Origin of the sequence: Levilactobacillus bambusae, assembly GCF_003124125.1 — a bacterium.
In the GTDB taxonomy this organism is placed as follows: domain Bacteria; phylum Bacillota; class Bacilli; order Lactobacillales; family Lactobacillaceae; genus Levilactobacillus; species Levilactobacillus bambusae.
This window is the reverse complement of record NZ_QCXQ01000006.1, coordinates 78,400-96,062: the sequence shown is the minus strand read 5'-3', so window position 1 is coordinate 96,062 and position 17,663 is coordinate 78,400. Positions and strand designations below refer to the sequence as shown.

The following is a 17,663-nucleotide window of genomic DNA, read 5'->3' as shown; positions in this document are numbered from 1 at the left end:
ATGCTCCTCCTTGTTCGGCGTTAAATCTGAGTCTTCAACTCCATAATGGTATCCCGTAGTGCCGCAGCATGTTCAAAATCCAACTGCTTTGCAGCTTCTTGCATTTCGGCCGTTAAGCGATTTAGCATGTCCTGCTGGTCTGCCTTACTCATGGCTTCAAAGTCCGACTCAATAAAGTCATCCTTTTCGTGCTCATCACCATCGCCAGACTTAGTCGGTGCAATTAAATCCCGAACCGGTTTAATGATGGTCGTTGGCGTAATGCCGTGTTCATCATTATATGCCATCTGAATTTGCCGCCGCCGGGCAGTTTCATCCATTGCAGCTTGCATTGACGCTGTGACCGAGTCTGCATACATAATTACCGAACCCTCTGAATTCCGGGCCGCCCGCCCAATCGTTTGAATTAAGGACCGTTCATTCCGCAAGAAACCTTCCTTATCGGCATCCAGAATGGCTACCAGGGAAACTTCGGGAATATCAATCCCTTCACGCAACAGATTAATTCCAACGAGAACGTCGTACTTGCCTAACCGCAAGTCCCGCATAATTTGCGTCCGTTCCATCGTTTTGATATCACTATGGAGGTAGGCAACCTTAATCCCAAAGTCCTTTAGATAATCGGTCAGATCTTCCGCCATCTTCTTAGTTAAGGTGGTAATAAACACCCGTTGATCCTTCTCAATCCGTTGGTTAATTTCCCCAACGAGGTCATCCATTTCACCCTGAACGGGCTTCACCGTAATGGTAGGATCCAGTAATCCGGTTGGCCGAATGATTTGTTGAACGACCTTATCCGTTTGCGCCTCTTCGTACGGGCCGGGAGTAGCTGACATGTAAATAACCTGATTAACATGCTGCTCAAACTCCTCTAACTTGAGGGGCCGATTATCGAGCGCACTCGGCAGACGGAACCCATAATCAACCAACTGTTGTTTTCTAGCCTGATCACCGTTGTACATTCCCCGGACTTGGGGCATCGTTACGTGTGACTCGTCCACAACCAGTAAAAAATCATCCGGGAAAAAGTCCAGTAATGTGTAGGGCGGCTCCCCCGCTTTTCGACCGTCCATCCACCGGGAATAATTTTCAATCCCACTGGTATATCCCATTTCCCGCATCATTTCGAGGTCGTAGGTCGTTCGCTGTTTTAACCGCTGAGCCTCTAACAACTTACCGTGGCTCTCTAACCACTGAACCCGATCAACCATTTCCTGTTCGATCCCAGCTGTGGCACCCGCCATAACATCATCGTTGGTTAAAAAGTGGGTGGCAGGGAAAATGGCAACATGTTCCCGGTCGCCAATAATTTCGCCCGTTAAGGAATCAACTTCCCGAATTCGGTCAATTTCATCACCGAAAAACTCAACCCGGAGTGCGTGTTCATCGTGGGAAGCCGGAAAGATTTCGACAATATCGCCGTGAACCCGGAACCGGCCCCGCTGAAAGTCAATGTCGTTTCGTTCGTACTGAATATCAACTAGCTGCCGTAACAGTGCGTTGCGGTCAATTTCCTGACCCACCCGAAGTGACAGGGTGTGAGCCCGATATTCCTTCGGATCCCCTAACCCAAAAATGGATGACACACTAGCAACCACGATCACATCGTTTCGTTCAAGCAGCGAACTCGTTGCAGAATGCCGCAGTTTATCAATTTCATCATTAATCGCCGAGTCCTTTTCAATGTAGGTATCACTCGATGGGACGTAGGCTTCCGGTTGATAATAATCATAATAACTGACGAAATACTCAACCGCATTATTAGGGAAAAACTCCTTAAATTCCCCGTAAAGTTGGCCAGCTAACGTTTTGTTATGCGATAACACTAACGTGGGTTTATTAACGTTCGCAATGACGTTTGAAATCGTAAACGTCTTTCCCGTTCCCGTGGCCCCTAATAAAATCTGAGCCTTATCCCCGTCATCAAGTCCCTGGGTTAACTCTGCAATGGCCTGGGGCTGGTCACCGGTTGGCGAATACTTTGAAACTAGGTCAAACTTACGATCATCTTGTCGATCAATCATCCTACTACCTCCCAACGGTTAATTTCATTCTCATCACAAAAAATAGGAAAGTTAAACAACTCTCCTATCAGCTATGCTATTCTACCACATCGAACATACTTTCGCTATTAAATTATACTAAACTCTTTTGCAAGATAATCACGTTACCGCTCATATCCCCACGCATAAAGGTGGTCCGTTTCTTTTCGGTAAAATCAAGGGCCCGCCAAAAGGCTTCTTCGCTTGTCTCCCCAATGTAGACGGCGAGTTGAACCACCTGAGCCCCGGTTGCTTTGAGTATCCGTTCCAAGGTTTGGTAGATATCTAGCCGCGCCGATTGGGGGAACTTAGGATCCGTCATAAATCGGCCAATCCAAACCATTTGTGGGAGGGGATAATCGATAATAATATCTATCGTCGCCACCAGCGTATGACCTTGAAAAATTCCAAGGTAGGTCTTTTGATCCGCCATGGCGTCCCGTGGTAAATCGGTCAGGTCCATTAGCGCTTCCTTTTTCGTCACCGAATGGTTGAGAAAATTATCAAAGTAATCCGGGTGCTGTTTCTGGAGTTGAAAGATCAGATCGCCATCATCGGTCGTTAACTCCCGGACTGAAAACGCTGAAAGTTCCTGGTCTAATAGTGTGGCTAGTTCCACATGAATTCCCCCTAATCTTCTAAAATCGTTTCAGTAATACTACGGAGTTTATCGCGGTCGGAAAACTTTTCATCTAATAAATCAGGCAGTACCTTCGCCAAGAAATATTGAACGCAGGCCATTTGGTCAAACTGCTTGATCGTTTTGAGACTTTCTTCGTAAATCTCCGTAAAAACGGGATCCGGATTCCCCTTCTGAATTTCCCCGAAGGATTCGTACAGAAGGTCTACCTTATCCGCAACGGACAAAATCTTCCCCTCTAAGGTGTCGTCCTTCCCCTCGGAAAGACGACGCTGATACGCAGCCTGAAACTCAGCCGGAATTTCATTATCAATGAAGTTTTCCGTTAAGGAGTCCTCCACGTCCGCTAACATCTGACGTAAAGTTGGGGTGGCATACTTCACGGGTGTCTTAATATCTCCGATAAACCGTTCGGTATAATCATGGTTAAGGGCTTTTTCATAAAGCAGCCGCCAGTTAACTTCATGCCCGGCATTTTCCTCAACGTCCCCCAAAAATTGGGCAACTTCCGTAACCTTCCACGAGTGTGATGCCACGGAGTGCTGTTCAAACTTAAAGTACCCCGGTGCCCGATTAATGGTTTCCAAGTCACTTAAACTCTGTAAATACTGATTCATCCCCACAATAACCGCCTCCTTAATTCGCTGTAACCTTTTTTCCTTAGTATACAAGCCCCATCCGTAAAGATAAAGGGAAGGCTGCGATTAACTTTTTATTCGCAACAGGCCTTAGACCTTTCAGCCCCTTCACTCCTATATCCTTCCCTGAATTCACGTTCAATAAAACAGGCAGCGGAACCGCCTTCGATCAAAATACAATCAAAGCTGGTCACGCTGCCTGTTTAGTAGGTGCTAATCTTCTGATGGGTCCCCCAATTAAGGGGAACCCTCACCTTATTTAATCGTTAACGGATTCAACCGATGAATGGAGACCTTCAAGGTAATTAAATACTTGTTGGCCAGCCAAGCCACCATCACCTACGGACGTCGTAATTTGCCGGAGGTCCTTCTTACGAACGTCACCCGCAGCAAAAATACCGGGGACAGCCGTTTCCATGTGATCATTGGTGATAATCCAACCGTCACCGTCCGTGATTCCTAAGTCACGGAACTGTTCCGTCATCGGCAGGATTCCTACGTAAATGAAGACTCCTGCGGTATTAATCACGGATTCGTCACCGGTCTGATTGTTCCGAACCTTAACCCCGGTGACCTTCATGTCGTCACCTAAGATTTCTTCCACGTTGGTATTCCATACAAAATCGATCTTTTCGTTTGAAAAGGCCCGGTCTTGAATCACTTTTTGGGCCCGAAGTTGATCACGTCGGTGAATAATCGTCACGTGGGAAGCAATACCAGCTAGGTAGGTTGCCTCTTCCACAGCCGAATCGCCACCGCCGACAACAACGACTTCCTTATTCTTAAAGAATGCTCCGTCGCAAACTGCACAGTATGAAACCCCACGGCCACCATACTCTTGTTCACCAGGGACTCCCAGTTTACGATACTCTGAACCGGCGGCAATGACTAAGGCCTCCGTTTCATATTCGTCGCTATCCGTCTTAATTATTTTCAGATTGCCGTCAACCTTAACGCTCTCAACGTTGCCGTACGCGTATTCCGCACCAAATTTAACGGAACCGTCATACATGTTCTTTGCGAGATCAGGTCCTAAAACGGAAGGAAATCCCGGATAGTTTTCGATCTCCGCAGTATTATTCATTTGACCGCCAAAAATTCCACGATCAAGCATCAGTACGGATAAATTAGCCCGTGAGGCGTATAGGGATGCCGTCATCCCCGCAGGACCAGCACCAATGACAATGACATCATACTTTTTTGCCATGAACAATCCACTTCCTTCGTTGTATAAAAGGGTTGAGATTACCTCAACCCTTTTAAAAGTTACTATATTTTACTATTCAAAAGTAAGTTTGTCTAGTCATTCAACCTACTTTGTTTTCTTAGGGGATTGGGCAGCATCTTCCTTTGAAAGCTTAGCCCCTAATTCCTCTATGTACTGTCTTAAATCATTCTTTGTTTGTGGGTGGGTTAGACCGTATTCAATGTTGGTTTCTAACCAGCCAATCTTACTCCCAACGTCAAACCGTTCACCCTTAAACTCATGGGCAAATACCCGCTGCGTCCGGTTTAAGGAATCAATGGCGTCCGTCAGCTGAATTTCGCCACCAACACCAGGCTTCGTTTGTTCCAGTGCATCAAAAATTTCGGGTGTAAACAAGTAACGCCCAATAATAGCTAAATCGCTTGGGGCATCTTCAGGGGCTGGTTTCTCAACAAAGCTTGAAACGTCAAATAAGCCGGGTTGAATTTCAGCCGATGGGTTAATGACCCCGTACTTTGCTGTATCTTCATGGGGAACCCGTTTAACGGCTAACGTTGAAGCCCCCGTTTGGTCAAATCGATCAATTAACTGCTTAGTCAACGGAACGTCACTCTTCATCATATCGTCACCCAGGAGAACAACGAATGGCTCATCACCGATAAAGGCTTTGGCCGTCAAGACTGCGTCCCCAAGTCCACGTGGATAAGGCTGGCGGATAAAGTACAGGTTAATGTCCGTTGTCTTTTGAACCTCTGCTAGTGCTTCATCCTTGTGCTTGTTACGTAAATTGGCCTCTAATTCGGGGTTGGAATCAAAGTGGTCTTCAATGGACCGCTTTGACTTTCCGTCTACGATCACGATGTCTTCAATCCCTGATTTCTTAGCTTCTTCAACAATAAATTGAATTGTTGGCTTATCGACAATGGGAAGCATTTCCTTAGCTAACGCCTTAGTTGCCGGGAGAAAACGTGTTCCTAACCCCGCAGCTGGAATAATTGCCTTCTTTACTTTTCTCATCATTAATTTCCTAACCCTTCTTGGATAATTTTGTTTAAAATTCCGCCTTACCCTCACGTCTCATCAAGTCCGACACGGCTTGGCGAATCTCCTTACCATTATATAATACATCGTAAATTGCCTCAGTAATCGGCATGGATACGCCACGTTGCTGAGCCAATTCATAAGCGGCCTTGGTCGTTGCAACCCCCTCGATAACCATTCCCATGTTATCAACAACCTCGTCTAGAGTCTGACCCTTGGCCAATTCGTTACCTGCCCGCCAGTTACGGGAATTTTCACTCGTCGCCGTCACAATAATATCACCGACACCTGAAAGTCCGATGAACGTCATCGGATCGGCACCAAAGGAAGTTCCCAGACGAGAAATTTCTGCTAATCCCCGCGTCATGAGCGCAGCTTTTGCGTTATCGCCGTAGCCTAAACCATACAGGGCTCCTGCTCCAAGTGCAATGATATTTTTAAGCGCGGCACCGAACTCTACCCCAATAATATCATTATTCGTGTATACGCGGAAATAGTGATTCATAAATATTTTTTGGACGTGTTCTGCGGCATCCATATCTTCACTAGCTGCCGTCACCAACGTAATATCACGCCGGGCAACGTCTTCAGCCTGACTGGGACCGGACAAGACGGAAATTCCCTTTCGCTCCGACTGGGGGATTGCTTCGGCTAAGACCTGTGACATACGCTGATAGGTACTCTGTTCAATTCCCTTGCTGGCATGGACAATCTGGGGACGATCTCCCGTTTTCTTAAGGATCTTGGCCACTTCTTCTGCCACTGAACGGGTGGATTGAGCGGGAACGACAAACAAAATGGTGCCAACCCCCGTAATGGCCTCCTCTAAGTCATCGTAAGCCACCATCGAATCAGAGAACGTAAAATTCTTCATGTACCGTGAATTCGTATGCGCTGTGTTTAATTCCTCAACCTGTTTGGGGTTATAGGACCAAATTCGAACTTCATTCCCGTTTTCATCAAGAAGATTTGCTAAAATGCTTCCCCATGAACCGGCACCAAGTACCGCAATCTTTTCCGTCATAATGCCAAATTCCTCACTTTACTCTGTTTTTTCTGATGCTGATTGATATGGATTTCCCGCTAAGTAGTCTGGTAGCCCTGGGTCATGGCGCCGGCGGTAAAACATCACCCCAATTGCCGTAACAAATAGGAGTAGCGACAATAGCTGCGAAATCCGGATCCCACCGAACAGCATCAGGCTGTCCGTGCGCATACCTTCAATGAAGAACCGGCCAAAGGAATACCAGATAACGTAGGAAAGAAAGACTTCCCCCTGTTTAAAGAGGCCGGGATAATGCCTTAGACTCATCAGGACGATAAACCCCATGAAGTCCCAAGTTGATTCGTATAAAAAGGTTGGCTGGCGGTAGTACCCCGTAATAAACATCTGCTGGATAATCCAGTGCGGTAAATGCAACCCCTCTAAAAACGCGAGGGAGGTTACCCGGCCAAACGCTTCTTGGTTCATAAAATTACCCCAGCGTCCGATTGCCTGTCCCAAAATAACGGTGGGCGCCGCAACATCCAGCATTAACCAGACCGGAATGAAGCGTGAACGGCAAAACAGCCAAACGACAATTCCGGCACCGATCAGTGATCCATAGATCGCAATTCCACCGTCCCAGATTGCAATAATCTGATCAAGATGGTGCTGATAGTACGCCCATTCAAAGATAACGTAGTATAACCGGGCAGAAATAAGGGCAACGGGGAGGGCCCACAGGATCATATCATAAATATCATCCGGATTAATTCCCCGCCTCTGCCCCTCCCTGGTGGCCAGCAAAACGGCTAAGACAACCCCGCACGCAATAATAATTCCATACCAGTGGACCTGGATGGGGCCTAAGTTAAAGGCAATCGGGTTGAGAGCTAAACTAAATGGTGAAACCACCTTGACACCCCTAACTATGAGTTTTCTTTCGTATCATGTTCCGAATTTTGCTGAATTAAGTTCCGTAGGTTATTATCAAAGGTTTGGGTCGCATCATACCCCATCGACTTAGCCCGGAAATTCATGGCAGCCGATTCAATAATGATGGCCAAGTTCCGACCAGTCTTAACTGGGATCGAAATCTTAGGGACCTCAACGTCAAAAATCTTTTGGAATTGATCCCCATTTCCAAGTCGATCAAACTGAGCATCCTTCGACCACAGCTGAAGGTTCACAATCAGGTCAATATCAACCTCACTTCTAACCGCACCAGCCCCAAACAGGTTCATGACATCAATAATCCCAATCCCTCGGATTTCTAGTAGGTGATTTAAAATTTTAGGGGCCGCCCCAACCAAGGTCTGTTCATCCTGTTGGTAAATTTCAACCCGGTCATCAGCCACCAGTCGGTGCCCACGTCTTACTAGTTCCAACGCGGTTTCCGACTTCCCTACTCCGGAATCTCCGGTAATCAGAACCCCAATCCCGTAAATATCCACTAGGACCCCATGAAGAGATTGCCGCTCTGCAAGTTGGCCTTCCAGGTAGTTAGTCATATTACTTAGAACCCGGGAGGTCGTTAGCTTCGTCCCTAAAATGGGAATTTGTGCTTCATCCGCCGCGGTAATTAATTCTTCCGGCGGATCTAACTGCGTTGAAATGACAAAGGCTGGTGTCTCGGGTTGGCACATTTTCCGCATCACCGCCAATAGATTTTCGTGGGTCATTCCCTTTGCAAAGGACGTCTCCGTTATCCCAAGCAGTTGCACTCGTTTGGCGGGATAGTAGTTAAAGTACCCCGTTAGTTCCAAACCTGGTCGTGAAATATCACTGGTCGTAATGACCCGATTATTTAAATAATCTTGGCCGTAATAAACGTCTAAGCGGGTCTTTTCAACTAAATCTGAAACCGTTACACTTTCCGTCACATCAAGCCCTCCTTAATTATCCCGGTTTACGTTTATTTTATCACTTTCCCGATCATATTTTGACCCCAAATCAATTAGCAAAGTGGTTAGATATAATCGCATTGCAAATGGACATAATAATGGCAATCACCATGGTGATCCCAAAGGATGAGAATTCAAACCCGGGGCCCACAATTGCGGACGTCAATTCCAGCATGGCTGCGTTAATGACAATGCTGAAAAGGCCTAACGTTAAAATTGTAATCGGCAGTGAAAGAATTTGCAGCACCGGTTTAATGAGCGCATTAAGAATCGCTAACACAAAAGCTGCTAAAAGTGCCACCCACACGCTGGAAATAAAAAAGGAATTTCTAAAAAATCCTGCTAACGCCAGAAAGATAATCCAATTCACAAAAATTCTTGACCAAAAACCCATTTTAATTCCCCCTACCGATTAACATCATGTTCTTCAGCGTCATGAATCACACGCCGATCAGACTGCTGCTGAGATTGATGTGGCTGATTAAACCCGGTAAACCCACTGAATGGGTTGGATTGAGAAGTCGACCGATCAACCGGCATAACCATAACAAGAATCGCGTAAATTAAGACTCCTATCCATACATGAAGGCCTAGGGTAATGATAACAAAAATCACCCGCAGTAGGGTGGCGTTCCAGCCAAAGTAATTGGCAATCCCACCCAGAACCCCTGCAAAAACCCGGTTATTCTGTGAACGTCCGAACCGTTTTTTAGATGTTGATTTCATATTGTCTTTGTCTCCTTCGTTCCCCAATTTCATTTGTGTTTATACCGCAAGAATAACGAAAGAAGCCCTTGATTGCAACTAATCAAGGGCTTCTTTTGAATAACTTTAATCCAACTCCACGATCCGCCCAGACTTCAGGTAAATAATCCATTCGCAGACGTTAGTCACGTAATCGCCGATCCGATCAAGGTCTTGAGCAACGTTGACATAAATGGAAGCCGCCGTTTTAAATTCAGGGTCGGACTTCATATGTTCATAACTCAAGTTTCTGGCGTCATGGTTTAATTCGTCCAACTCCTGGCCAATTTGAGCAATCTGTTTAGCCCGGTCTTCATCCACCGATGTATAGGCCGTCAAGACGTCCCGGATCATCTGCGTTGTCTTCGTTCCCATCTGATTAATTAGCGCCTCTAATTCCGGAATTCGTTCCTTATCCGTCACCTTTAACGCGGCATGCGCAATATTGCGAGCGTGATCTGCGGCCCGCTCTAAGTCTGACACCGCCTTTAGAATAGTAACGATTTCACGCAGGTCGGTCGTGACCGGTTGGTAAAGGGCAATCATTTCAAATGATTTTTGCTCTAATGCAATTTCCCGTTCATTAACCTCATGATCATGATTAATAACCCGGTCGGCTAACTGAGTATCTCGGTCCGTAAAGGCGGTCACAGCGGCAGAAATGCGGTCCGCCACTAAGAGTCCCATCTCAGTAAAATCTGAATCCAATTCTTCTAGTTCATCGTCAAATAATCGTCGCACGTGATTTCCTCCTCGCTAACCAAATCGCCCGCTTAAATAGTCTTCCGTCTTTTTCTTTTCGGGATTTAAAAACATTTCCTTTGTGTTCCCCACCTCAACCAGTTCGCCATCCATAAAAAACGCCGTTCGATCTGAAATTCGGGAGGCCTGCTGCAAGTTGTGGGTCACAATAATAATAGTATAGTCATGCCGTAAATTCAGCAGTGTAGCTTCAATCTGGCTCGTCGAAACGGGATCCAGAGCGCTCGTGGGTTCATCCAGTAGAATAATATCGGGCGAGACCGCTAGAACCCGGGCAATACAGACCCGCTGCTGTTGTCCCCCGGATAGGGCCAATGCGCTTTCATGTAGGTGATCCCTGACTTCATCCCACACGGCTGCCTGCCGCAGGCTCTTTTCAACCGCCTCGTCTAAGACACTTTTATCCCTGACCCCCGCAATCCGCAATCCGTAAACCACGTTTTCATAAATGGAAAACGGAAACGGATTTGGCTGCTGAAAAACCATTCCAATTTCCTTGCGAATTTCAACCGTATCAGCTTGGGGCGCATACAAATCCCGGCCCTGAAACTTGACTTCCCCGGTAATGGTCACGTCAGGGATAAGGTCGTTCATTCTGTTTAACGTTCGTAGGTACGTCGATTTGCCACATCCCGAGGGTCCGATCAAAGCGGTAATGCCCAACCGATTAAAGTCGAGGTTGATCCCCTTTAAGGCTTCCTTATTGCCATAATACAGGTGAAGATCGTGTGTTGTTAATATCTTTTCTGTCATTCTTTCACCCCTAACCAAAGTTTCCTGATACGTAGTCACTGGTAATTTGGATTTGCGGGTTAGTAAAAATGTTAGTCGTTGTATCATATTCTAACACCCGTCCCATATTAAAAAACGCTGTATATTCGCTAATTCGGGAGGCCTGCTGCATATTGTGGGTCACAATAATGATTGTATAGTCCCGCTTTAACTCCAGCAAGGTATTTTCTAATTGACTTGTCGAGACCGGATCTAACGCACTTGCAGGCTCGTCCAGTAACAGAATATCGGGCTTAACGGCAATTGCTCTGGCAATGCATAATCGCTGGGCCTGCCCCCCCGATAACGATAGCGCGCTTTTATTGAGGTCGTCCTTCACTTGATCCCAAAGGGCGGCCCCCTTCAGAGATGATTCTACAATATCGTCAAGCTCGTGCCGGTTCGTCACTCCCCGCTGACGCAAGGCAAACGCAATATTTTCATAAATCGACTTAGCAAATGGATTCGGTCGTTGAAACACCATCCCGATTTGGCGCCGCATTGCGTAAATATCCACGTCCGGCTGGTTTATATCAATCCCCCGGTAGTTAATTTCACCGGTTACTTTGGCTACCCGATCGTTCATCCGATTGAGGGACCGTAAAAACGTTGATTTTCCTGAACCTGACGGCCCAATTAACGCGGTAATTTCGTGTTCATTAAACTGTAAATCAGCATCCTTTAACGCTTCTTTTTGGCCGTAAAATACCTTTAGGTCATGCGTTTCTAAAATAACCGGATGGGCCGGATCGGATAGCAATTCAATGTGCCGTTCCTTTGATGGGTCCACTGCGTGACTTGGATTAACAAGCATGGTTTTCCTCCTTAAGACGACGTCAGCCGTTTGTATAAGCGCCGCCCAATAAACCGGGCCGCAAAGTTAAATAGCAGGATTGCAATCACTAAAACGGCGGAGGAACCCGAGGAGATGGCCTTAGCGTCCGGCATAATCCCCTCGGAATTAATCTTCCAAATATGAACCGCTAAAGTTTCTGCTGGTCGCATGGGGTTCAACGGACTTGAGATGTTAAACGGGTTCCAATCCGCAAAGTTTAGGGCTGGCGCACTCTGCCCCGCCGTATAAATCAAGGCCGCCGCTTCCCCAAATACCCGTCCGGCACTGAGAATAACTCCCGTGATAATGCTTGGAACGGCCGCTGGAACAATAATTTTTGTGACCGTCTCCCACCGAGAGAGGCCAAGCGCTAACCCTCCCTCTCGTTGTGCATCAGGGATGGCAGATAGTGAATCTTCAATGGTTCGTGTCAACAAGGGAAGATTAAAAAACGTTAGGGCGATGGCTCCGGATAAGATGGAAAACCCTAACCCAAAGTAGACCACAAACAGCAAGAACCCAAATAACCCAACAACAACGGAAGGTAGGGAACTCAAAATTTCAATGGCGTTTCGAATTAATGCCGTCACCCAATTTTGCTTGGCGTATTCGTTCAAATAAATTGCCGCTCCCAGGGCAATTGGAAAACAAATTAGCATGGATAAAATAAGAAGGTAAAAGGAGTTAAAAAGCTGAATCCCAATTCCACCTCCCGCAGTAAAGGCTTTAGCTGGGGCCGTTAGGAAGTGCCAACTAATAACGGGCACTCCGTTATAAAGAATGTAACCCAGTAGGGAAAGTAGAATCAAAACGACGATCAATGCAATCAGGTAAAGCGTTGCAACGGCAATTTTATTACTTGTCTTAGCGTTCATTATTTCATTGCCCCCTTCTTCCCAATAAGTCGAATAATTAAATTAAAAAGTAAGGACATGAGCAACAGAACGAGGGCCAGCGACCAGAGAACGTTATTTTGCAATGATCCCATCACTGTATTTCCCATCCCAGTGGTTAAAACCGAGGTTAACGTTGACGAGGGTGAAACCAAGCTCGTTGGCATGAGGGCCGCGTTCCCAATCACCATTTGAACGGCCAGCGCTTCTCCGAAGGACCGAGCCATACCAAACACAATGGCCGTTAAAATTCCTGGGGTAGCAGCCCGTAAGATAACCCGCCAAATCGTCTGCCATTGTGTGGCGCCGAGGGCAAGGGAGGCTTCCCGATAATATCTGGGCACCGAGCGTAAGGCATCTGCCGTCATGGACGTCACCGTGGGTAAAATCATGACGAAGAGCACCAGCGTTCCGGAGAGAATCCCGAAGCCGCTCCCGCCAAACAGTGTTCTAACCGTCGGAACAACCACCATTAACCCGATAAAGCCGTAAACCACGGACGGAATCCCCACTAACAGTTCCGTCACCGGTTGCAAAATTTTTGCGCCCCGTTTAGGTGAAATTTCAATCATAAAAATAGCCGTCCCAATGGCAAATGGTGTTGCCAGTAACGCAGAGAAAATGGTAACCAGAAAGGAACCGGTAATCATCGGAAGGGCGCCCGCTTCTGGCTGTCCATTTGCCCCTTTAACGCTGGGATTCCAGTCACGACCGGTGAAAAAGTCAATCACGTTCACGTGGTTTTGGGTAAACGCGGCTAATCCCTTCATTGTCACAAATAGGATAATGGCTGAAACCGCCACAACAATCAAGGCCAGAGCGGAAAAGCTAATGAACTTCCCGCGCCGTTCCTGTTTGGCTGCCTTCGACGGCCGAAAGAGTTCCCGCTTTAGTTTTTCGTTATCCATACTTATTTCACCTCCGTTACGTGTCCAGCTGCATCCCGTTCAACCTTCATCTCGTTAGGTGATAAGTAGCCAAGCTGTTTCACTAAAGTTGATTGAACTTCATGTGATTCTAGGTACTTCACAAATTGACGGGTTAACGGTTTCGGGTGCTTCTGGGTGTAGACATGTTCGTAAGACCAAATTGGCCATCGATTGGTCGTTACATTTCTATCCGTTGGCTGAACGTGATCAATGCTCAACGGTTGAACGCCGCCGTTAACGTACGAAAAGGCAACATAACTAATGGCCCCCGGCGTCGAGGCAACGATTTGCCGCACCATCCCGGATGAATCCTGTTCCTGAGAGGCTACTGACTGTTGACCGTTCAGCGCCCATTTTTCAAAGGTTGCCCGGGTCCCGGACCCCTGCGCCCGGTTAAGGATGACAACGGGAACGTCTCGCCCCCCGACCTGCTTCCAATTCGATACCTTCCCCGTAAAGACCCGAATTAAATCCGCTTGGGAAATGTTTTTGATGCCCACCTTAGCATTAACAATGGGGGTAATCCCAACCACCGCAATTTTATGGTCGACAAGCGTGTTAGCTCGAATCCCCTTCTGTTCAGCTGCGAACAGATCCGAATCCCCCATTTCAACCGCGCCCTCTTGAATCTGACTCAAACCAGTCCCCGTACCACCACCTTGAACGCTAATAAAGGTCCCCAGATGTTCCGAGGTGTACTGTTCACTAGCAGCTTCAATCAGAGGCTGAAGTGCCGTCGATCCTACCGCAGTGACGGATTCTCCCGCATGCCCCACCTGCCTCGTTGTATAGGCCGTCAGCGTTAAAATTCCAATAACACTCGCAATAATTAGTCGCCGCCACGTTTTCGCTGTCATCATGGCACTCTCCTTTTGTCTTGATCAATTTTTAAGTTAAGTATAACGGGAGCGTGTAACGACTTCTTAGTGGCTTTGTAAAGGTTGTGTAAATGTCAGCGAATAAAAAAACCACCCCTGATTAATTGACCATTACGGCCGGTTAATCAGGAGCGGTTCTTAAGATTGTGACTTAAATCATGGGAAAGCTCAATGTTATGGTGGTTCCGATCCCCAACTGGCTCTGGAGCTGAATGGTCCCGGACAGGGACTCAACGAGTTCGCTTACAATGGCTAATCCTAGCCCCGTCCCTGAGACGACCTGGTTAGAATGGGACGTTTCTGCCCGGTAAAACCGTTCAAATACCCGCTGAGAATCTGCCGATGAAATCCCAATCCCGTTATCCTGGACGATCAGGCCCCAGTTAGCCTGATCGGTCCAGTAACTAACAGTAACCCTGCCATTTGGCCGGTTATACTTAATGGCATTGCCGATCAAGTTCTTAAGAATCTGGGCTAACTTTTGGGGATCACTCTGTTGCTTAATTTCGGCTGGCACCCGATTTTCCAAGGTCACTTGATCGAGATCCGCCATGCCAGTTAACACCGTAATTTGTTCCTCAACCGCTTCCTGAACGGAAACGGTCGTTAACGGATGGCTGGTTTGGCTAGATTCCAACCGCGACAATGACAAAACGTCGTTAATTAATTCTACCAGTCGGTTACTTTGCTGGTCAATAATCGTCAAAAACTTAGTCAGCGTTTCGGGATCGTCCTTTGCCCCCTCTAACAGCGTCTTAGCAAATCCCGAAATTGCGGTCACGGGTGTTTTTAACTCGTGGCTAGCATTACTAACAAAGTCCATCTGCATCCGTTCAATGGCGTATATTTCTGAAACATCGTACAGCATGACAATAATTTGGAATTCCCCCTCGGGATCATCCGTATAGACGACCCGGGCCTCCACCCTTTTGTCCGCCGGTTCCGAACGGAGTTGGATTACCTTTCGCTGGTTAGTCTGTTTGGTATAGGCGACGTTAACCAGGTTAGCTAGTTCAAACTGTTTAATATCTTGCGTATAGGGGTGCCGGCGGTTTGAAATCTGTTCCTGCAGGAGCGACTCCATTGCTGGATTGGCTAACTCCACTTTGCGATAACGATCAAGTACCATTACGCCCACCGGTAAGTTAGCTAAAATCGTTGTCATTTCCCGGCTCTGATTTTGAAACTGCCGGTCGATCCCCTGCTCCTCCGTCTGCAAATGATTTAACTGCATCGCTAATTCATAAAAGGGATCGTGGGGGTGGAGCAGCACGTGGGGCGGCGACTTTTTATCTGCCATCCCACGTGCCTTTTCAGTTAAAGCCGTAATTTTTCGTTGGGTCGCCCGTATCCACCAGAAGCTCATGAGGCCTTCGATTAAACTAATCCCGCAGAACAAAATAACGGCCGGTCCAGCGGCTAAGGTGGTAAGCCGACTCAAAAACAGAACCCCCACCGCGTTAACCCCCGTGGTACTCAACCAAAAACTCAGCCACCGTCTAATCATGGTTGGGATCCTCTAACGTATAACCGAATCCCCGGACCGTTTTTATTAATTCAGGGTGTTTAGGGTTCCGTTCAACTTTTTCACGGAGGTGTGAAATATGGATATCAACCATTCGAGTCTGACCACTGTAATCAAAGCCCCAAACGCTTTCTAGCAGCTGATCCCGTGACCACACCTTACCCGGCCGCTTAGCCAAAAATAGAAGGAGTTCAAATTCCCGGGGGGTTAACTCCACCACCTGGTCCCCGCGTTTAACCTGGTATTTATCTTGATCAATGATTAAACCACCAACCTGAATCAGGGGCGAGTCAGTTACATTGCGAGTTGGCTGCTGATCATAACGCCGAAGGACGGCTTTAATACGGGCTAAAACTTCCCGGGGCGCAAACGGTTTGGTAATGTAATCATCCGCCCCCAATTCTAGCCCGAATACTTTGTCAAATTCGTTATTCTTGGCCGTGATGATAATAATGGGGGTCGTTACCTTTTCTTGCCGTAACCGCTTCGTGACCTCAAGGCCATCCAGCTTGGGTAGCATCAGGTCCAGTAAAATCACGTCAAACGACTGGGTCATTGCTAAGTTAAGGGCCGTTTCGCCATCGCTAGCACTAACAACCTCGTGGCCGGCCGCCCTTAAATTGTACTCCAGCAGTGTCACAATACTTGGTTCATCATCAACGACTAAGACTTTTACCATGGTTCAGCCCCCTAGTTTTGATCCTGAAAAAGAACGATCCCGATTTCGTGCGGTGCGCCCGTGTAAATGGCCGTTTCGGTTATTTGAAAATTACCGTCCCTGTCCTGCACCTTCAAATGACAGTAGGTTGGATTAATGAGCAGTGCTTCATAGAGTTCCGTCTCACTCCGCACCTTTTTATGGTTGCATTCTAAAATAACATCCCCAATATGTAGGTTCATCTTAGTAGCCGGGGTGTTCGGCCGAATCCCTAAGACCCGAATGCCATTATCCACCTTTGAGTACCAAAACGGATAGTGCCGGTCCCCCTGCTTAGTGCGCCAAAGCAGCCAGAGGTAACCCACACAGAGAATGATAATTCCCACCCAGGCCACAGCTGGAATAAAGTAGGTTAGCATCACGGTTAGCAGCCCGAGGCCCGCTAACCCGCTCAACTGCCGGCCCAACCGTTGGTAAACCTCCCGGGGAACCCGCCGAAAAACGGTAAACCGGACCCCAATTAACAGGGGTAAAACCAAGATGGTATAGGATTGACCCTGAATTTGAAATAGGGGCCAAAACGGCAGAACATTCGAAATTGCTGAACCAGGGATTAAAATCACTAGTGGCGCCAGCAATAGCTCACGCCAGGGATAGTTTGCAATTTGCTTGCCCCGCCGTTCATCCACCAACTGCGGGGACGGAAAGCGCCCGGCATACTGCCAGACAAAAATGGCGATTCCCAAGAGTACCAGCGTTAGCCAAAGCAGGCCGTTCCCCAGTGCCGTATCCGCCCGGGAAGCCCCGAAGACGTTAGCAACTGGTTGCAGCCACTCGGTTTCCATCTGCGGCATAAATTGGGCGACTAAGATCACACCTAACACAATCAGCACCGGAAAAATTGCGCCTGGCACAATAATTAAACTAATCGCCACCACTATTTCATACAGAACCACACTCGAAAGTGGGAGGGTTAATCCGACCAACCCACTAATGAGCGATAAAATTAACCCAATTTCAATTCCGCCCGTTAAAAAGTGGCGCCATTCAAAATGATCCGAGTAAACCGCGCTGGTAAACGACTTCCGTTCCCGGCTAATGCGGCGGTTGCTCGTTACAAAGACCCGAATAATGGCGATCCACAGTGCAGGTTGTAACAAATAAAATCCAATTGCAAGTAACGTTTTCATCGCTAGACATCCTTCTCAAGTAGT

Annotated in this window: 19 protein-coding genes; all 19 read right to left on the bottom strand. The window is 47.4% G+C overall.

What is annotated here, in order from left to right; genetic code table 11:
• Nucleotides 1-20: 20 nt before the first annotated feature.
• Nucleotides 21-2,024, bottom strand: coding sequence for an excinuclease ABC subunit UvrB (gene uvrB / locus DCM90_RS08260; protein WP_109250894.1), 2,004 nt, complete (start codon nucleotides 2,022-2,024; stop codon nucleotides 21-23).
• A 112-nt stretch (nucleotides 2,025-2,136) separates the two neighbouring features.
• Complete coding sequence (locus DCM90_RS08255; protein WP_109250893.1) at nucleotides 2,137-2,661, bottom strand: acetyltransferase; 525 nt, start codon at nucleotides 2,659-2,661, stop codon at nucleotides 2,137-2,139.
• Between the two features lie 11 nt (nucleotides 2,662-2,672).
• Nucleotides 2,673-3,305 (bottom strand): HD domain-containing protein, encoded by a 633-nt coding sequence (locus DCM90_RS08250; RefSeq protein WP_109250892.1) that lies wholly within the window; start codon nucleotides 3,303-3,305, stop codon nucleotides 2,673-2,675.
• A gap of 274 nt (nucleotides 3,306-3,579) precedes the next feature.
• The gene (trxB, locus tag DCM90_RS08245) at nucleotides 3,580-4,527 is read right to left on the bottom strand and encodes a thioredoxin-disulfide reductase (RefSeq protein ID WP_109250891.1); all 948 of its coding nucleotides are present in this window, start codon (nucleotides 4,525-4,527) and stop codon (nucleotides 3,580-3,582) included.
• A gap of 105 nt (nucleotides 4,528-4,632) precedes the next feature.
• Nucleotides 4,633-5,544 (bottom strand): UTP--glucose-1-phosphate uridylyltransferase GalU, encoded by a 912-nt coding sequence (galU, locus tag DCM90_RS08240; RefSeq protein WP_109251085.1) that lies wholly within the window; start codon nucleotides 5,542-5,544, stop codon nucleotides 4,633-4,635.
• Between the two features lie 34 nt (nucleotides 5,545-5,578).
• Nucleotides 5,579-6,592 (bottom strand): NAD(P)H-dependent glycerol-3-phosphate dehydrogenase, encoded by a 1,014-nt coding sequence (locus DCM90_RS08235; protein ID WP_109250890.1) that lies wholly within the window; start codon nucleotides 6,590-6,592, stop codon nucleotides 5,579-5,581.
• Between the two features lie 18 nt (nucleotides 6,593-6,610).
• Nucleotides 6,611-7,465 (bottom strand): prolipoprotein diacylglyceryl transferase, encoded by an 855-nt coding sequence (gene lgt, locus DCM90_RS08230; RefSeq protein ID WP_109250889.1) that lies wholly within the window; start codon nucleotides 7,463-7,465, stop codon nucleotides 6,611-6,613.
• A gap of 14 nt (nucleotides 7,466-7,479) precedes the next feature.
• A complete protein-coding gene (hprK, locus tag DCM90_RS08225) occupies nucleotides 7,480-8,433 on the bottom strand; it encodes an HPr(Ser) kinase/phosphatase (RefSeq protein WP_109250888.1) in 954 nt (317 codons plus the stop codon).
• A 70-nt stretch (nucleotides 8,434-8,503) separates the two neighbouring features.
• On the bottom strand, nucleotides 8,504-8,848 hold the full coding sequence (locus DCM90_RS08220) for a phage holin family protein (protein ID WP_109250887.1): 345 nt from the start codon (nucleotides 8,846-8,848) through the stop codon (nucleotides 8,504-8,506).
• Nucleotides 8,849-8,859: 11 nt separating this feature from the next.
• Nucleotides 8,860-9,180, bottom strand: coding sequence for a PspC domain-containing protein (locus tag DCM90_RS08215; RefSeq protein ID WP_109250886.1), 321 nt, complete (start codon nucleotides 9,178-9,180; stop codon nucleotides 8,860-8,862).
• A 105-nt stretch (nucleotides 9,181-9,285) separates the two neighbouring features.
• Complete coding sequence (gene phoU, locus DCM90_RS08210) at nucleotides 9,286-9,939, bottom strand: phosphate signaling complex protein PhoU (RefSeq protein WP_109250885.1); 654 nt, start codon at nucleotides 9,937-9,939, stop codon at nucleotides 9,286-9,288.
• A gap of 15 nt (nucleotides 9,940-9,954) precedes the next feature.
• A complete protein-coding gene (pstB, locus tag DCM90_RS08205) occupies nucleotides 9,955-10,713 on the bottom strand; it encodes a phosphate ABC transporter ATP-binding protein PstB (RefSeq protein ID WP_109250884.1) in 759 nt (252 codons plus the stop codon).
• A gap of 10 nt (nucleotides 10,714-10,723) precedes the next feature.
• On the bottom strand, nucleotides 10,724-11,521 hold the full coding sequence (gene pstB / locus DCM90_RS08200) for a phosphate ABC transporter ATP-binding protein PstB (RefSeq protein WP_370738411.1): 798 nt from the start codon (nucleotides 11,519-11,521) through the stop codon (nucleotides 10,724-10,726).
• 35 nt (nucleotides 11,522-11,556) lie between these two features.
• Nucleotides 11,557-12,441, bottom strand: a complete 885-nt coding sequence (pstA, locus tag DCM90_RS08195) for a phosphate ABC transporter permease PstA (RefSeq protein ID WP_109250882.1) — start codon at nucleotides 12,439-12,441, stop codon at nucleotides 11,557-11,559.
• Entirely contained in the window at nucleotides 12,441-13,367 is a 927-nt protein-coding gene (gene pstC / locus DCM90_RS08190; RefSeq protein WP_109250881.1) for a phosphate ABC transporter permease subunit PstC, read from the bottom strand. Before pstC ends, pstA begins: the two co-directional genes overlap by 1 nt.
• A gap of 2 nt (nucleotides 13,368-13,369) precedes the next feature.
• Entirely contained in the window at nucleotides 13,370-14,248 is an 879-nt protein-coding gene (locus DCM90_RS08185) for a phosphate ABC transporter substrate-binding protein PstS family protein (protein WP_109250880.1), read from the bottom strand.
• Nucleotides 14,249-14,417: 169 nt separating this feature from the next.
• Nucleotides 14,418-15,773 (bottom strand): sensor histidine kinase, encoded by a 1,356-nt coding sequence (locus DCM90_RS08180; protein ID WP_109250879.1) that lies wholly within the window; start codon nucleotides 15,771-15,773, stop codon nucleotides 14,418-14,420.
• Nucleotides 15,766-16,470 carry a response regulator transcription factor gene (locus DCM90_RS08175; protein WP_109250878.1) on the bottom strand — a complete coding sequence of 235 codons (705 nt, stop codon included), beginning with the start codon at nucleotides 16,468-16,470 and terminating at the stop codon, nucleotides 15,766-15,768. The genes DCM90_RS08180 and DCM90_RS08175 overlap by 8 nt, the downstream gene beginning before the upstream one ends.
• 11 nt (nucleotides 16,471-16,481) lie before the next feature.
• On the bottom strand, nucleotides 16,482-17,639 hold the full coding sequence (locus DCM90_RS08170; RefSeq protein WP_109250877.1) for a PDZ domain-containing protein: 1,158 nt from the start codon (nucleotides 17,637-17,639) through the stop codon (nucleotides 16,482-16,484).
• Between the last annotated feature and the right edge of the window lie 24 nt (nucleotides 17,640-17,663).

What these genes read in the sequence shown, in the direction of transcription:
- uvrB (WP_109250894.1), bottom strand. Translation starts at nt 2,024, where the DNA reads ATGATTGATCGACAAGATGATCGTAAGTTTGACCTAGTTTCAAAGTAT.
- trxB (WP_109250891.1), bottom strand. Translation starts at nt 4,527, where the DNA reads ATGGCAAAAAAGTATGATGTCATTGTCATTGGTGCTGGTCCTGCGGGG.
- galU (WP_109251085.1), bottom strand. Translation starts at nt 5,544, where the DNA reads ATGAGAAAAGTAAAGAAGGCAATTATTCCAGCTGCGGGGTTAGGAACA.
- DCM90_RS08235 (WP_109250890.1), bottom strand. Translation starts at nt 6,592, where the DNA reads ATGACGGAAAAGATTGCGGTACTTGGTGCCGGTTCATGGGGAAGCATT.
- DCM90_RS08220 (WP_109250887.1), bottom strand. Translation starts at nt 8,848, where the DNA reads ATGGGTTTTTGGTCAAGAATTTTTGTGAATTGGATTATCTTTCTGGCG.
- DCM90_RS08215 (WP_109250886.1), bottom strand. Translation starts at nt 9,180, where the DNA reads ATGAAATCAACATCTAAAAAACGGTTCGGACGTTCACAGAATAACCGG.
- pstB (WP_109250884.1), bottom strand. Translation starts at nt 10,713, where the DNA reads ATGACAGAAAAGATATTAACAACACACGATCTTCACCTGTATTATGGC.
- pstA (WP_109250882.1), bottom strand. Translation starts at nt 12,441, where the DNA reads ATGAACGCTAAGACAAGTAATAAAATTGCCGTTGCAACGCTTTACCTG.
- pstC (WP_109250881.1), bottom strand. Translation starts at nt 13,367, where the DNA reads ATGGATAACGAAAAACTAAAGCGGGAACTCTTTCGGCCGTCGAAGGCA.
- DCM90_RS08185 (WP_109250880.1), bottom strand. Translation starts at nt 14,248, where the DNA reads ATGATGACAGCGAAAACGTGGCGGCGACTAATTATTGCGAGTGTTATT.
- DCM90_RS08180 (WP_109250879.1), bottom strand. Translation starts at nt 15,773, where the DNA reads ATGATTAGACGGTGGCTGAGTTTTTGGTTGAGTACCACGGGGGTTAAC.
- DCM90_RS08175 (WP_109250878.1), bottom strand. Translation starts at nt 16,470, where the DNA reads ATGGTAAAAGTCTTAGTCGTTGATGATGAACCAAGTATTGTGACACTG.
- DCM90_RS08170 (WP_109250877.1), bottom strand. Translation starts at nt 17,639, where the DNA reads ATGAAAACGTTACTTGCAATTGGATTTTATTTGTTACAACCTGCACTG.